The 14,398-nt window shown below is 64.2% G+C and carries 12 protein-coding genes; 6 read left to right on the top strand and 6 right to left on the bottom strand.

Features of this window, described 5'->3' with window-relative positions:
• Entirely contained in the window at nt 1-1,287 is a 1,287-nt protein-coding gene (gabT, locus tag Amn_RS11710) for a 4-aminobutyrate--2-oxoglutarate transaminase (RefSeq protein ID WP_182573702.1), read from the bottom strand.
• 119 nt (nt 1,288-1,406) lie between these two features.
• Between gabT and Amn_RS11715 the strand changes: the two genes are divergently transcribed.
• Complete coding sequence (locus Amn_RS11715; protein WP_067963174.1) at nt 1,407-2,396, top strand: LysR substrate-binding domain-containing protein; 990 nt, start codon at nt 1,407-1,409, stop codon at nt 2,394-2,396.
• Between the two features lie 185 nt (nt 2,397-2,581).
• Here Amn_RS11715 and Amn_RS11720 read toward each other — a convergent pair whose 3' ends face one another.
• From Amn_RS11720 to Amn_RS11740, 5 genes are all read right to left on the bottom strand, one after another.
• Nucleotides 2,582-4,816, bottom strand: a complete 2,235-nt coding sequence (locus Amn_RS11720; protein WP_286297170.1) for an arylsulfatase — start codon at nt 4,814-4,816, stop codon at nt 2,582-2,584.
• 64 nt (nt 4,817-4,880) lie between these two features.
• Nucleotides 4,881-5,639 (bottom strand): ABC transporter permease, encoded by a 759-nt coding sequence (locus Amn_RS11725; RefSeq protein WP_286297171.1) that lies wholly within the window; start codon nt 5,637-5,639, stop codon nt 4,881-4,883.
• Nucleotides 5,639-6,421 carry an ABC transporter ATP-binding protein gene (locus Amn_RS11730; RefSeq protein ID WP_286297172.1) on the bottom strand — a complete coding sequence of 261 codons (783 nt, stop codon included), beginning with the start codon at nt 6,419-6,421 and terminating at the stop codon, nt 5,639-5,641. Before Amn_RS11730 ends, Amn_RS11725 begins: the two co-directional genes overlap by 1 nt.
• A gap of 53 nt (nt 6,422-6,474) precedes the next feature.
• Nucleotides 6,475-7,446, bottom strand: coding sequence for an ABC transporter substrate-binding protein (locus Amn_RS11735; protein ID WP_286297173.1), 972 nt, complete (start codon nt 7,444-7,446; stop codon nt 6,475-6,477).
• A complete protein-coding gene (locus Amn_RS11740) occupies nt 7,443-8,192 on the bottom strand; it encodes a GntR family transcriptional regulator (RefSeq protein ID WP_286297174.1) in 750 nt (249 codons plus the stop codon). Before Amn_RS11740 ends, Amn_RS11735 begins: the two co-directional genes overlap by 4 nt.
• Nucleotides 8,193-8,285: 93 nt before the next feature.
• Here Amn_RS11740 and Amn_RS11745 point away from each other — a divergent pair, with 93 nt between their 5' ends.
• From Amn_RS11745 to Amn_RS11765, 5 genes are all read left to right on the top strand, one after another.
• On the top strand, nt 8,286-9,206 hold the full coding sequence (locus Amn_RS11745; protein WP_353622427.1) for a formylglycine-generating enzyme family protein: 921 nt from the start codon (nt 8,286-8,288) through the stop codon (nt 9,204-9,206).
• Nucleotides 9,207-9,344: 138 nt separating this feature from the next.
• Complete coding sequence (locus Amn_RS11750; RefSeq protein WP_286297175.1) at nt 9,345-10,349, top strand: ABC transporter substrate-binding protein; 1,005 nt, start codon at nt 9,345-9,347, stop codon at nt 10,347-10,349.
• A 2-nt stretch (nt 10,350-10,351) separates the two neighbouring features.
• Nucleotides 10,352-11,194: an ABC transporter ATP-binding protein gene (locus tag Amn_RS11755; RefSeq protein ID WP_353622435.1), complete on the top strand. Its 843-nt coding sequence runs from the start codon at nt 10,352-10,354 to the stop codon at nt 11,192-11,194.
• Between the two features lie 3 nt (nt 11,195-11,197).
• Nucleotides 11,198-12,022: an ABC transporter permease gene (locus tag Amn_RS11760; protein ID WP_154385401.1), complete on the top strand. Its 825-nt coding sequence runs from the start codon at nt 11,198-11,200 to the stop codon at nt 12,020-12,022.
• Nucleotides 12,023-12,143: 121 nt separating this feature from the next.
• Nucleotides 12,144-14,375 carry an arylsulfatase gene (locus tag Amn_RS11765; protein ID WP_286297179.1) on the top strand — a complete coding sequence of 744 codons (2,232 nt, stop codon included), beginning with the start codon at nt 12,144-12,146 and terminating at the stop codon, nt 14,373-14,375.
• The last annotated feature ends 23 nt before the right edge of the window (nt 14,376-14,398 follow it).

Genomic DNA, 14,398 nt, shown 5'->3' on the forward strand with positions numbered 1-14,398 from the left:
CTAGGCGTTGGCGGAGACGAGGGCGCGTTCGAGGAGGTCCAGCCCCTCCTTGAGCTGCGCATCGGAAATGGTCAGCGGGCAGAGCAGGCGGATGGTGTTGCCGAAGACGCCGCATGACAGCAGCACCAGCCCGTGGCCGAGCGCTGCCTGCACGACCTTCTTCGTCGTCTCGGCATCCGGCGTATTGGTGCCGCGCTGTGTCACGATGTCGAAGGCGACCATCGCGCCGGGGCCGCGGATCGACGCCATCGGCACGGCGTCGTTGCGCTGCGACATCCGCTCCAGTGCAGCGTGCATCGTCGCGCCGATCTCATTGGCACGGGCGACAAGGCCTTCGTCCTTGATGACGTCGAGAACCGCAAGTGCGGCGGCGCAGGCGATCGGGCTGCCGGCATAGGTGCCGCCCAGCCCGCCCGGTTCGGCAGCGTCCATGAGCGCTGCACGCCCGATGACGCCGGCCAGCGGGAAGCCGCCGCCGAGCGCCTTGGCGACGGTGATGATGTCGGGTTCGATGCCGGAATGTTCGATGCCGAACATCTTTCCGGTGCGCGCAAATCCCGTCTGCACCTCGTCGGCGATCAGCACGATGCCGTGCGTGTCGCAAATCTTGCGGAGTTCCGCCAGAAGCTCGGTGGGGGCGGGCCAGAAGCCGCCTTCGCCCTGGACCGGCTCGATGATGATCGCAGCGACATCAGACGGCGCGATGTCGGCGCGGAACAGAAGCTGCAGCGCGCGCAGCGCATCCGAGACGTCGACATCCAGCGGCGTCGCCGGGAACGGCACGTGAAAGACGCCGGCGGGCGACAGGCCGAATTTGTGCTTATAGGGTGCAACCTTGCCGGTCAGCGCCATGGTCATCGCCGTGCGGCCGTGGAAACCGCCGGCAAAGGCGATTATGCCGGGCCGGCCGGTCGCTGCCTTGGCGATCTTGATGGCGTTCTCGACAGCTTCTGCGCCGGTCGAAAACAGGAGCGACTTTGCCTCGCCGGAGAAGGGCGCCAGCGCGTTCAGGCGCTCGCACAGCGCGACATAGGGTTCGTAGGGCAGCACCTGGAAGGCGGTATGGGTGTAGGCGTCGAGCTGCTGCTTCGCGGCGGCGATCACCTTGGGGTGACGGTGGCCGGTATTGAGCACCGCGATGCCGGCGGCGAAATCGATGTAGCGGCGCCCCTCGACGTCCCAGATCTCGGCGCCTTCCGCCTTGCCGGCAAAGACGGGGAAGGCCGTTGCGACGCCGCGAGCGACTGCCGCCGACCGGCGGGCCAGCAAGGTGGTGTTGGTGGTCATGGGGAGGTGCTCCGTAAGATTCTGGCGGCAACCTAGCGGCATTCCTTGGCAAGCAGTGCGCGATTGATTTAGATGCTGTGGTGCCTCCAGTGCACCACAGACTGTCCAGGGGCCTCTGCTTGAACACCGACATTCGAAGACGCCGGTCCGTCGAGAAAGACCAGCCGCATCAGGCCATGCCGCCGCTGCAGATGATCCGCGCCTTCGAGGCGGCGGGGCGCATGGGCTCGATGCGCAAGGCGGCCGACGATCTCGGCGTCAGCCACTCGGTGGTCAGCCGCCATGTCAAGAACCTCGAATTCTGGATGGCGGTGAAACTCGTCGTGTCCAGTCCCCGGGGCCTCAGGCTCACCCGCGAAGGCGAGATTTTCCATGCCGCCATCTCGACGGCCTTCGAGCTGATCGCTGCAACGACGGCCGAACTTCGTCCGCCCTCGCATCGGCGGACGCTCAGGCTTTGGTGCATGCCTGGCCTGGCGACACGCTGGCTGGGGCCGAGGCTGCCTGAGATGCAGCATCTGCTCGGCGACACGGAACTGGTGTTTCGCGCCATCGACCGCCTGCCGGATTTCTCGGTCGGCGAGGCCGATGTGATGGTCGGCTTCGGCGACCCCGACGACCTTCCTGTCGGAGCGACCTTGCTCGTTCATCCCAGGATGTTTCCGGTGGCCAGCCGGCAATGGCTGGATGCGGCAGGTCCCCTGGAAAGCATTGCTGCACTTGTGCGGGCACCGCTGATCCACGAGGAAAACCGCCAGCAATGGGCCGACTGGTTTCGCAAGGCCGGCGTGGCGCATGACGCGCTGCAGGGTCCGCGCCTTTGGGATGCCAGCCTTGGCTTCGAAGCCGCTCTGGCCGGGCAGGGTGTCGCGCTGGCGACACGGCTGACGACAGGCGACGAAATGGCCAGGGGTCGCCTCGTCGAGCTGTTCGACACTGACATCCGGCTCGGCGCCTATTATTTCATCGCCGCACCGGCCCGCCGCAAGGACAGGGCGATCCGCAAGCTGCATGACTGGCTGGCCGGCGAACTGATGCGATCGGAGGCTGCCGCAGCGTCTTCCAGCGATAGGTCGGCAGCAACTGGAGCTGTCGGCCCGACGCTTTGAACCATACCGCGAAAGAAGGACCAGCAGCCCGGTGATGCCGCGCTGCTACCGAGCTTTCAGGATGCGCGCACACATCTGATCGAAGCCGGCGTTTGATCAAGCGCCGGAACGAGCGGCGACAGTCGAAACGGATGTCGCTGGTCAACGGAGCGACAGTCCTTCGACCGGTCTGCGCGACATGCTGGTCAGTCCACGTCGAGGTTGACCGGGCCGACCTCGCGATCATCTGCGATGGCGTAGTCGATGCGCAGGATACGGCCCGAAAAATCCGGGTTCGTCTGCCTGTCCGGATCGACCGGTTCGGCGTTGCTGCGTCCAAAGGTAAGCGGCGACAGCGACAACCTGAGCAGGGTGCGTTCGAACACATGTTCGCCGGCCGGCTCGCCGTCGACCGTCAGGCGGCCGCGTCCCTTCAGCGTGCCGGTCTTTTCGAAGTCGAACACGACGGTCGTCTTGCCGAGCGGGATCTCCCGGTCGGAGACGAGGCGGGTGACCTCGAAGCCGGCATAGTTGTAGGTGTAGACCAGCCGGTTCGCGACGATGTCGAGCGCGTAGCCACCATGGCAGCTGCCGAAGCAGACAAGCGCGCCGCCCTGGTTTTTGTCCGTGCGCTCGATCTCGATCGATATGCGGTGCGAGACGTCCTGCGTCATCGGCGCCGCTTCCGCGGGGATAGACGAGATCGGCGGGAAAAAGCTGCATTCGTTGCGCCAGCGTGGTGCGCCGGGCCGGTAGGGCGGCTTGAACAGCACGTCGCTGTCGTCGAGCGGCATGACGCCGTAGCGGCCGGCTTCCGCCCACCAGCGTTCCTTCATCTCGGCGAGCTTTTCCGGCCTTTCCCCGGAGAGGTCGCGCAGCTCGGAAAAATCCTCGTCGAGATGGTAGAGCTCCCAGCGTTCGCTGTCGAAATCGTCGCCGGCCTTGTGCTGCGTCACCGCTTTCCAGCCGCGATGCCAGATGCTGCGATGGCCGTACATCTCGAAATATTGCGACTGCTTGGCGGTGGCCGCATCGGGCGCGTCGAAGGAATAGGCGAAGCTCTCGCCATGGATCGGCATCTGCGCCACGCCGTTGATGCTTTCGGGTGCGGTGACGCCGCAAAGCTGCATGATTGTCGGCGTGATGTCGGTGACATGGGTGAACTGGCTGCGCACCTCGCCCTTGTCGGCTATGCCAGAAGGCCAGGAGAAGATCATCGGGTCGCGCACGCCGCCGCCATGGGTGAAGCTCTTGTAGAGCTTGAGCGGCGTGTTCGACGCCTGTGCCCAGCCCCAGGGATAGTTGCCCGAGCTGCGCGCCGTGCCGATCTCGGCCAGGCGCTCGCGCGACACGGCATAGTCCTCAGGCAGCCGGTTGAACCAGCGCAGCACGTTTGTCGTGCCGTCCGGATCGCAGTCGGTGGAGGCGCCATTGTCCGAAATCAGCACGATGATGGTGTTGTCGCGGATGCCGGTGCGGTCGAGGAAGTCGAGCAGCCGGCCGAAGGCGGCGTCGGTATGGCCCAGAAGCGCGGCATAAGCCTCCTGCATATGTTCCGAGACCTCGCGTTCTTCGGGAGACAGCTCGGCCCAGGCACGCACGCCGGGATTTGGCGGCGGCAGTTCGGTGCTTTCCGGCACGAGGCCCATCGCCTTCTGCCTGGCCAGCCTCTGCACGCGTTCTTCGTCCCAGCCATGGCCGAAGCGGCCGCGATATTTGGCCAGCGTCGATGCGGGCGCCTGGTGCGGGAAATGTCCGGCACCGTAGCAGAGATAGAGGAAGAACGGCTTGTCGGGCCAGATCGCCATCTTGTCGGCGATGTAGCGCACGGCGCGGTCCGACAGGTCGTCGGACAGATGGTACCCCTGTTCAGGCGTCGCCGGTGGCGGAACCTGCTGGTTGTCCTGGCAGAGTTCGGGGTGGAACTGGTCGGTGCTGCCATTCATGAAGCCATAGAAACGCTCGAAGCCGCGGCCGAGCGGCCACTGGTCGAAGGGGCCGGCGGCATTGGCGTTTTCTGTCGGTGCAAGGTGCCATTTGCCGACCGCATAGGTCGCATAACCCTGCAGCTTGAGCATTTCGGCGAGCGTGCCGGCGCGATGGCTGATCGCGCCGCGGCCGGAGGGCCAGCCCATGTCGGCATTGGCCAGATAGCGCATGCCGACCGAGTGGTGGTTACGTCCGGTCAGCAGGCAGGCGCGTGTCGGCGAACACAGTGTGGTGGTGTGGAAATTGCTGTAGCGCAGGCCGTTGTCGGCGAGGGAATCGAAGTTCGGCGTGTCGATCGACGAGCCGAAACAGCCGAGGTCGGAGTAGCCGACGTCGTCGAGAACGACATAGATGACATTCGGCTTGCCGGCAGGGCCGCCGGGGATGTCGGCATAGTCGCGCTCGGATTCGTGGTGCGTGCGGCCGATATGGCCGCGAAATTCGGAAGTCATGCTCTGTCCCGATCTTGTGCGATGGTCGCCGGGCCGCAACAGCAGGGCGGTCCGGCCGATTGGATCAATAGCCGGTGACGCCGCGCAGATAACGCTTGAGCAGCGTCCGCCCGAGCAGCCGCCACAGCCGGTCGGTGGCAAAGCCGAGAAGGCCGAGCGCGATGATGGCCGCGAACATCCAGTCGACCTGGAAGTAGAGGCGCGAGGTCCAGATGATGTAGCCGAGCCCGGCATCGGCGGCGAGCATTTCGGCGGCCGCGATGACCAGGAAGGACGAGGCGAGCGCCAGCCGCATGCCGACATAGATCGAGGGCAGGGAGGCCGGGATCATCACCTTGAAGAACACCTGCCGCTCATTGGCGCCGAGGCAGCGCGCGGCATTCAGCTTGTCCTGCGAGATCGAGGACACGCCGCTGGCCGTGTTGACCATGACGATGAAGGCCGTCGCATAGGCGATCAGGATGATCTTCGACATCTCGCCGACGCCGAACCAGATGATGAACAAGGTCACCAGCGCAATGGCCGGAACAAAGCGGAAGAAGTGGATGAACGGGTCGACCAGGTGACGCGCCACCGGCGAGACGCCGACGGCGAGCCCGATCGGAATGGCAATGGCGCTGCCGAGGAACCAGCCCGAGAGAATGCGCATCATCGAGACGAGGATGGACTGGGTGAGGGTGCCCTCGGCCAGCATCTGTCCGGCGCCGTTGAGGACGGCGAGCGGTGCAGGCAGGAACATCGGATCGACCAGCCAGGTCGAGGCCATCTGCCAGAAGATCACGACGATAGCGACGCTGAGCGCCGACCAGGCATAGGATGGCATCAGTTTTGCTCCCATTGCGAAGCCGCCTCCCGTTCGATGTCGCCCTCGATCGCCTTGACGGCATCGGCGAAACGGCTGTCGAGGTCGTCGCGCGGATAGGGCAGGTCAATGTCGTAGATGCGGGTGATGTTGGCGCGCGGCCCCCGGCTCATCACGGCGACGCGCTGGCCAAGCAGCACGGCCTCGCGAATGTCGTGGGTGACATAGACCATGGTGCAGCCGGTCTCGCGCCAGATCCGCGTCAGCTCCTTCTGCAGGACGCGGCGCGTCAGTGCGTCGAGTGCCGCAAACGGTTCGTCGAACAGGATCAGTTCAGGTTCGGCGGCCAGCGTACGCGCGATCTGCACGCGCTGCTTCATGCCGCCGGAAAGCTCATGCGGAAATTTCTGCTCGTGCCCGCGAAGGCCGACGAGGTCGATATAGCGCTGCGCCATTTCGCGGGATTCAGCGCGAGCCTTGCCCGCGACGCTGGGGCCGAAGCCGATATTCTCGGCCACGGTGAGCCACTGGAACAGCGGCTCCTCGATCGATTGGAACACCATGCCGCGCCGCCGGTCGGGGCCTGTTATCGTCTCGCCATTGGCGAGCACGCGGCCTTCGGTCTGCTTCTCGGTCCCGGCGACGATCTTGAGCAAGGTCGACTTGCCCGAACCGCTGGGGCCGACGAGCACGAAGAACTCGCCTTGCCCGACCGCGACGGAGAGGTCAGCCAGGATCAGCTCGCTGCCCGCCTTCTGGCCGGGATAGGCCATGCCGACCTTGTCGAAGACAACCGCAGGCATGGCGCCTCCGGGCGCGGCCGCGCTTGTTTGATTGTTTGTCATCGCAGGTCCGCTCAGTTGCTCAGCTTGACCAGGTCGGGGGCGGCTTCTTGAAGAAACTTCGGGTTGACGCCCGTCTCGAAGCTGATCGGCTGGGCTTTCGTCTTGGCGAGGAAGTCGGCGACTTCCTTGAAGCCGGCGCGCTCATAGTCGGTCAGCGCCAGGGCAAATTCGTTGTAGTTGAGCAGGTCGCGCACGGTGTCGCGCGGGGCACGCGTGTTCTTGGCGATGAGGGCTGCCGCCTCGTCCTTGTTGGTTGCGATGAACTGGCTTGCCGCATTGAGCGCGCGCAACGTCGCGACAGTCAGTTCCGGATGCTTTTCGGTGAACTCGGTCTGTGCGGCGATGTAGGCGCTACTGTTGCGCTTGGCTGCCGCATCGTCTGTTAGCACATAGTGGTTGCCGCCATCGGTCGACTTCTCAGTGCCGTCGGCCCAGACGAAGGCCGCGTCGATGCGGCCGGAGCGGAGCGAGGCGACGATCTCGAGCAGGCTGGTGAAACCGACGATCTCGACCTTGTCCTCGGCTATGCCGTTTTCCTCGAGATACTTCATGGTGATCAGGTGCTGGGCGGTGCCGGTGGCAATGCCGATCTTCTTTCCGACCAGATCCTTGGCGTCCTTGATGTCGTTGCTGACGACCAGCTTGTGAAAGCCGGGCTTGGAATGGAAGATGCCGGCAAGCACCGTCAGCTTGCCGCCCTGGATGCGCGAGACAACAGGGAAATCGAGCCCTACAGCCATATCGGCGCGGCCGATCAGCAGCGCATCGATCGCCTCGACGCCGGTGGCGAAGGTGGTGATCTGAGCGTCGATGCCTTCCTTTTCGAAGAAGCCCTTTTCCTTGGCGACCCAGATCTGGGAGCCGGTGGTGTAGGCGTCGACACCGAAGCGCACAGGCTCCAGGGTTTGCGCCCCGGCCATCCCGGCCGAGAAGAGCATGAGGCCTGATGCGAGGCTCAGGACAATCTTTTTGAAGCGGGTCATTTCGGTTCGTCCTCCGGCGAAAGGGCTGAACTGCCCTGGAATTGAATGGGGGCCAGCGCCATCACCTGATGGCTGGCGAGAAGATGCGGGACCATCCAGGAGCGCGAGGCGAGCGGCACGCTGCCGTCGCCCGAATGCACGAGTGCGGTGCTCCACAAAAGCGCGTCGCCCTCGCTGACCTCCAGCAGTTCGGCGACGTCTGCCGTTGCGTTGATCGCCGAGGTGCGCGTCGACAGCGACGCGCCGTCGATGACGGTGTACGGGGCAATGGCGGCAAGCGCGTCATGCTCCGTGCTCTCGTTGAAGGCGCTCGGCGGCACGCTGCGGGCGAGATAATGGTCGACCAGAATGCAGGGCTGGCCGTTGGCCAGAAAAAGCCAGCGCAGGCGGTGGGTCGGCCTTTCCTCCGCCTGGCCGAAAATGACGGCGATCTCTTTGGGTGCTGCGACCTGGTCGCGCCGGATCTCGCGAAACGACGCCTTCATGCCCGCCTTTTCGATCAGGTTCCAGAAGCCGGCGGAGCCGGTCAAGGCGTTGAGAATGGGCGGATTGGCGATGAAGGTGCCGACGCCATGCTTGTTCTTGAGCAGGCCCTTGGCCATCAGGTCGGCATAGGCCTCGCGCAGCGAATTGCGGCTGAGGCCGAGTATCCGGGAAATGTCGATTTCCGCCGGCAAACGGTCACCGGCCACCAGCTTTTGCTGGCGAATATACTGCAGGACACGTTCGGTGGCAGTTCCCGACATCGCTCTCTCCTCCAAGAGGTAGGACGTCCTACCTTTACGCAGGATCATGAAAGAGTCAAACTCGGTTGATCCATTTTTCAAAGGGAAGGCGCCATGTCGTGTTGTTCTCCGGGCCGATCCCCAGGCGATCCCGTTGCCGAGCCGGTTGCAGCGCCCGCAGCGCTCGAGGCCGGCAGTCATCCCGACATGACCCACTCGGACATGGCGTTCATACCGGCCGGGCGCTGGCTTCTCGGCGAGGATCGGGCGATCGCCAATCCTGGGGACGGCGAAGGTCCGGTGCGAACAGTCGAGCTTCCGGCGTTCCTGCTCGACAAGACCGCGGTGACCAACCAAGCCTTTGCGTCCTTCGTCGCTGCCACCGGCTATGTGACGGAGGCCGAGCGCCTGGGCTGGTCTTTCGTCTTCATGGCCCAGATCCATCCTGACGCGGTGATCGCAACGGACGCCGACGCCAGCGCGCCGGACTGGTGGGCGCCGGTTCGCGACGCCTGCTGGCATCAGCCCGATGGCACAGGCTCCAGCTGGCGTGACCGGCGCGACCATCCGGTCGTCCATGTCTCATGGAACGACGCCGTTGCCTTCGCGAACTACGCCGGCAAGCGATTGCCGACGGAAGCCGAATGGGAAGCCGCGGCGCGTGGTGGGCTTGAGCGGGCGATCTATGCCTGGGGCGACGAGCTCAATCCCGGCGGCCGCCACATGTGCAACATCTGGCAAGGGCGCTTTCCGCTCGGCAACAGCGCCGAAGACGGGTACCTCGCGACAGCGCCGGCGCGCAGCTTTCCGCCCAATGGGTTCGGCCTCCACAACATGCTCGGCAATGTCTGGGAATGGACCGCTTCGCCCTGGTCGGGCGAGCCGACCGGATTGATGGCGATGCGCGGCGGCTCCTATCTGTGCCACGCCAGCTACTGCAACCGATACCGGGTCGCGGCCCGGACCGGCAACCACCACGGCGCGACCTCGAGCCATCTCGGTTTTCGCTGCGCCGGCGACCTTGCCGGGCAGTGATCGACCATGCCTGATCCGAATGGAAGTCCATAACCACATGGAATGAGTTCGCCGACGCATGTTATGGTGTGGAGCCGCGAAACGCGGTCTATCCTCGCAGAAACTAGGTCGTTGGGTTTGTCTGATTGGAGGATATAGATGATCAGCCGACGTTCACTTCTGGCAGCTGCCAGCATCATCTCGCTCGCCTCGCTGGGGCTTGGAGGCGTGGTTCCCGCTTATGCCCAGCAGAAACAGGTCAAACTGCAACTCGCTTGGCTCTACAATGGCGCCGCCGCCGGCGAAATCGTCGCCTTGAAGAAGGGGTTCTTCGCTGAAAAGGGCCTCGACGTCGAGATCCTTCCCGGCGGCCCGAACTCCAACACGGTGCAGGAGACGCTCTCCGGGGTGGCGCAGATCGCCACCGCCTATGCGCCCGAGATCATGTATGCCGCAAACCAGGGGCTGCCGATCAAGAGCTTCGGCGCGGCCTTCCAGAAGGCGCCCCTGACCTTCTATTCGCTCGGCGAATCCAACATCAAGTCGGTGGCCGACTGGAAGGGCAAGCGCATCGGCGCGGCCCAGGGCGCAACCGCGCAGATCAAGGTCGTGCTCGACCACAACGGAATGAAGCTCGACGACATCACCTTCATCCAGGCCTCGATCCCCGGCCTGCTCCAGGGGCAGGTCGACGTCGTCGCCTCTTGGCCGACCAACGTCGCCCAGAACGTGCCGATCGTGCAGAATCCGGGCGGCTACAACACCCAGAGCATCTGGGACAACGGGCTGCAGTTCCAGTCCAACTACTACATCGCCCGCACCGACCTGATCGGCTCCGACAGCGACATGCTGGTGAAGTTCCTCGAGGCCTGCGACAAGGGCTGGGCCTATGCCGCCGACCATCCCGAAGAGGCCATCGACATGGTTGCCTCGATGTCGAGCGCGATCGAGAAGGACAAGGAGCTTGCCTCGCTCAAGGTCATCGTCTCGGACTTCATCTACACCGACGAAACCCGCCAGCACGGCTTTGCCAACATCAGCAAGGACCGCTGGAACGCGACGCTGCAGACCTACGCCAAGATCGGCGAGATCAAGCCCGAACTGACGGCGGACGACGTCTTCGACGGCAGCATCCTGGCGGCAGCACAGAGGACGAAGCGGTGAACATGATGGCGACAATCGCTGCTTCCGGGGCCACCCGTTCCGGCGACGCCCACTCTGGCGACGTCCGTCCCTCTCAGGCACGCAACGCCATCGAGATCGACAATGTCGCCGTGACCTTCGGCGGCAGCTCGCGGGCGGTGCGGGCCATCGACAATGTCTCGCTGACCGTTCGCGAAGGCGAGTTCGTCTCGCTGATCGGCCATTCCGGCTGCGGCAAGTCCACCTTGCTGCGCACCATCGCCGACATCATCGCGCCGACCGAAGGCAAGGTTGCCATATTCGGCGGAACGCCGGCGGCGGCGCGCGCCTCGCGCACATTTTCCATGGTGTTCCAGCAATCGGTGCTGATGCCCTGGGCCAAGGTGATCGACAATGTCCGCCTGCCGTTCGAGGTGGGCGGGGCCAACCCGAAGGCCGGCAACTTCATGGACCCGCATGAGGCGCTGAAGCTTGTCGAGCTGGAAGGGTTCGAGGATGCCTTGCCGTCGGAGCTGTCCGGCGGCATGCGCCAGCGCGTCTCGATCGCGCGGGCGCTCGTCACAAGGCCGAAGGTCCTGCTCATGGACGAGCCTTTCGGCGCGCTCGACGAATTGGTGCGCGACACGCTGAATGTCGAGCTGCTACGGATCTGGAAGCAGAGCGGGATGACCATCGTCTTCGTCACCCATTCGCTGCATGAGGCGGTTTTCCTGTCGCAGCGTGTCGTGGTGATGAGCCGACGTCCGTCGCGGATCGGCGGAATTCTCGAAATCGACCTGCCGGAAGAGCGCGACCTTGCCCTGAAGGACGCCCCTGAACTGGGCCACCACGTCGCCAGGCTGCGCGACATGCTGGGAGCTGGATAAGCCATGAGCGTTGACCGTTCCATCGAAACCGCCGCCCCATTGCCTCGCATCTGGAGCATCCTCCCCGGCCCCGAAGTGATGCGTGCGCTCGGCATGGCAGTGCTCGGGCTGTCGCTGACGCTGGTCCTGTGGCAGCTCGTCGTCACGCTGTTCGGCGTGCCGTCATATCTGGTGCCCGCGCCGACCGACGTCGCCGGCGCGCTGTCGCGTGACCTGCCGCTGCTTGTCGAAGCAGCCGTTCCGACAATCACCGAAGCCTTTCTCGGCTTTCTCCTCGGCAACACCGTTGCCCTGCTGGTGGCGGTGTCTTTCGTCTACAACAAGGTCATCGAGGAGATGTTCTATCCCGTCGCGATCCTGATCAAGACGATCCCGATCGTCGCGATTGCGCCGGTGCTCAAGATCATCCTCGGCAACGGCATCGAGCCGAAGATCGTGATCGCAGCACTGATCTGCTTCTTCCCGACGCTGGTCAATTCGGTCCGCGGCTTCCGCGCCGTCAATCCGCAGTTGCTCGAACTGATGCATGTCCTGTCTGCGTCGAAGACCGAAGTGTTCCTCAGGATCCGCATCTACAGCGCGCTGCCCTACATCTTCTCGGCGCTCAAGATTTCGGTGACGATGTGTGTGCTCGGCGCGATCGTCGGCGAGTGGATCGGCGCCAACCAGGGCATCGGTTATCTCCTGCTGCAGAGCATGTTCGACTTCAACGCGCCGCGGCTGTTTGCGACGATCCTGACGGCGTCTGTCATCGCCATCACCGGTTTCGCCATCGTCTCGATGCTCGAGAAGTGGGTCATCCGCTGGGATCCCGGCGCCGCGATGTAGGCTCCGCAGCAGAAAGTCCATGGACCCGGCCTGCCCAGGGCCGGCCGGGTTTCGATCGATGCGGCATGGTCGATGAACGCGATGCGGCATCTCCGGTTTGTCCGAATTCCGAGGCGCCCCAATGTCCAACGACCACAATCCAGGCCGTGTCGGCCGCACCTATCACGAGTCGGACAACTGGTTTGAAACCAGACCCAGGCCGGCGTCCGGCAGCCCCAACGTCATCTATGTCATTCTCGACGATGTCGGTTTCGCCGACCTGGGCTGCTTCGGTTCGGAGGTCCGCACGCCCAATTTCGACCGGCTTGCCCAACAGGGGCTGCGCTACAGCAATTTCCACACCACCACCATGTGCTCGCCGACGCGGGCCAGCCTGCTGACCGGGCGCAACCATCATGCCGTCGGCATGCGCTGCCTGGCCAATTTCGATTTCGGCTACCGCAACGGCCGCGGCTCGATCTCGCATCGGGCAGCGACGGTCGCCGAAATGCTCGGAAGCGCCGGCTACGCCAATTTTGCCGTCGGCAAGTGGCACGTCGCGCAGACCGACGAGATCACCGCGGTCGGGCCGTTCGACCAATGGCCGCTCGGCCGCGGCTTTCATCGTTTCTACGGTTTCATGAATGGCAGCACCGACCAGTATTATCCCGAGCTGGTCGAGGACAATCACCCTGTTACCCAGCCGAAATCGCCCGAGGAAGGTTACCACCTCACCGCCGATCTGGTGGACAAGGCGATGGCGATGCTCGGTGCCCATGTCTCGCTCGCCCCTGATACGCCGTTCTTCCTCAACCTCGCCTTTTCGGCAGGGCATTTTCCCCATCAGGTCCCCAGGGCCTATATGGACCGCTATGACGGCGTCTGGGACTGCGGCTGGGACGTCATCCGGCAAAGGCGGCTCGAACGGCAGAAGGCGATGGGCCTGGTGCCTGAAAATACCGAATTGCCGCCCGATGCCCCCGGCGTCGAGAACTGGGACCTGCTTTCGGCCGACCGGAAGCGCGTCGCCGTCAGGCTGCAGCAGGCCTATGCCGGCTTCCTCGAATACACCGACGAGCAACTGGGCCGGCTGCTCGATTTCCTCGAGACGACAGGCAAGCTTGATAACACGCTGATCGTCGTCATCTCCGACAATGGCGCGTCCATCGACTGCGGCCCGGAGGGCACGACCAACGTGCTCAGGCGGTTCAACCAGATCCCGGAATCCTTCGAACGCAATTTGGCTGAGATCGACGAGATTGGCGGCCCCAGGAGCAACAGCAACTACCCCTGGGGCTGGGCCCAGGCCAGCAATACGCCGCTGCGCCTGTTCAAATCCTTCACCCATGGCGGCGGCGTGCGTGACCCGATGATCGTGTCATGGCCCCGGCGCATCGCCGACAAGGGGGCCATCCGCCATCAGTTCCACCACGTCGTCGACATCACGCCGACGGTGCTCGAGGTCTGCGGCGTCGCGGCCCCCGAAATCTACCGAGGTGTCGGCCAGATGCCGGTGCACGGCACCAGCTTTGCCTACACCTTCGATGCGCCCGACGCGGAGACGCGCAAGGACGTGCAATATTTCGAGATGTTCGGCCACCGCGGCATCTGGCACAAAGGCTGGAAGGCCGTCACCAAGCACCGGCGCGGCGACGACTTCGAACTCGACGACTGGGAGCTCTACAAGCTCGACGAGGATTTCAACGAGACCCGCGATCTGGCGAGCGAGAACCCGGCCAAGCTCCGCGAAATGACGGAACGCTGGTGGGCGGAAGCCGGCCGCTACGACGTCATGCCGCTCGACGACCGCGAGGTTCGTTTCCGCGCCAAGGCGAAGCCCGACTCCATCCGTTCGCGCAGCCGCTACGTCTTTTATCCGCAGCTCGAATCGATCCCGTCATCGGCAGCACCCCTGACCCAGGACACGTCGCACCGGATCACCGCCGAAGTGACAATCGATCCGCAGTCCGAAGGCACGCTGGTCAGCTACGGCAACAATGGCAGCGGCTATGTGCTCTACCTCAAGGATGGCAGGCTCCACTACAGCTACAACCATGTTGGCGAGATCACCCGCCTGGTGTCGGTGCCGCTGACCACGTCAGGCGCGATTTCCCTCGGTTTCGAGTACCGCAAAACAGGTCTGCTCAAGGGCATCGGTACACTTCTCGTCAACGGAGAGCGGCAAGCCGGCGAGCGTGAGCACCAGACCCTGCTTCGCATTGCGCTGGCGCCGATGTTCATCGGCCGCAGCGGCTTGCCGCCTGTCTGCGACGGCATCGACGGCGAATTCCGCTTCACCGGCACATTGCACCGGCTGGTGATCGAACTCGGCGATGACCGCGAGGTCGTGCCGCCAAGCGGCGAAATCGACTGACGCTCCATCTTCTTGTTTTTGCG

Origin of the sequence: Aminobacter sp. Y103A (assembly GCF_030294925.1) — a bacterium.
In the GTDB taxonomy this organism is placed as follows: domain Bacteria; phylum Pseudomonadota; class Alphaproteobacteria; order Rhizobiales; family Rhizobiaceae; genus Aminobacter; species Aminobacter ciceronei.

Coding starts and splice junctions, on each gene's coding strand:
- Amn_RS11720 (WP_286297170.1), bottom strand. CDS start 4,816: ATGACTTCCGAATTTCGCGGCCATATCGGCCGCACGCACCACGAATCC.
- Amn_RS11745 (WP_353622427.1), top strand. CDS start 8,286: ATGTCGTGTTGTTCTCCGGGCCGATCCCCAGGCGATCCCGTTGCCGAG.
- Amn_RS11755 (WP_353622435.1), top strand. CDS start 10,352: ATGATGGCGACAATCGCTGCTTCCGGGGCCACCCGTTCCGGCGACGCC.
- Amn_RS11750 (WP_286297175.1), top strand. CDS start 9,345: ATGATCAGCCGACGTTCACTTCTGGCAGCTGCCAGCATCATCTCGCTC.
- Amn_RS11740 (WP_286297174.1), bottom strand. CDS start 8,192: ATGTCGGGAACTGCCACCGAACGTGTCCTGCAGTATATTCGCCAGCAA.
- Amn_RS11725 (WP_286297171.1), bottom strand. CDS start 5,639: ATGCCATCCTATGCCTGGTCGGCGCTCAGCGTCGCTATCGTCGTGATC.
- Amn_RS11735 (WP_286297173.1), bottom strand. CDS start 7,446: ATGACCCGCTTCAAAAAGATTGTCCTGAGCCTCGCATCAGGCCTCATG.
- gabT (WP_182573702.1), bottom strand. CDS start 1,287: ATGACCACCAACACCACCTTGCTGGCCCGCCGGTCGGCGGCAGTCGCT.
- Amn_RS11730 (WP_286297172.1), bottom strand. CDS start 6,421: ATGCCTGCGGTTGTCTTCGACAAGGTCGGCATGGCCTATCCCGGCCAG.
- Amn_RS11760 (WP_154385401.1), top strand. CDS start 11,198: ATGAGCGTTGACCGTTCCATCGAAACCGCCGCCCCATTGCCTCGCATC.
- Amn_RS11765 (WP_286297179.1), top strand. CDS start 12,144: ATGTCCAACGACCACAATCCAGGCCGTGTCGGCCGCACCTATCACGAG.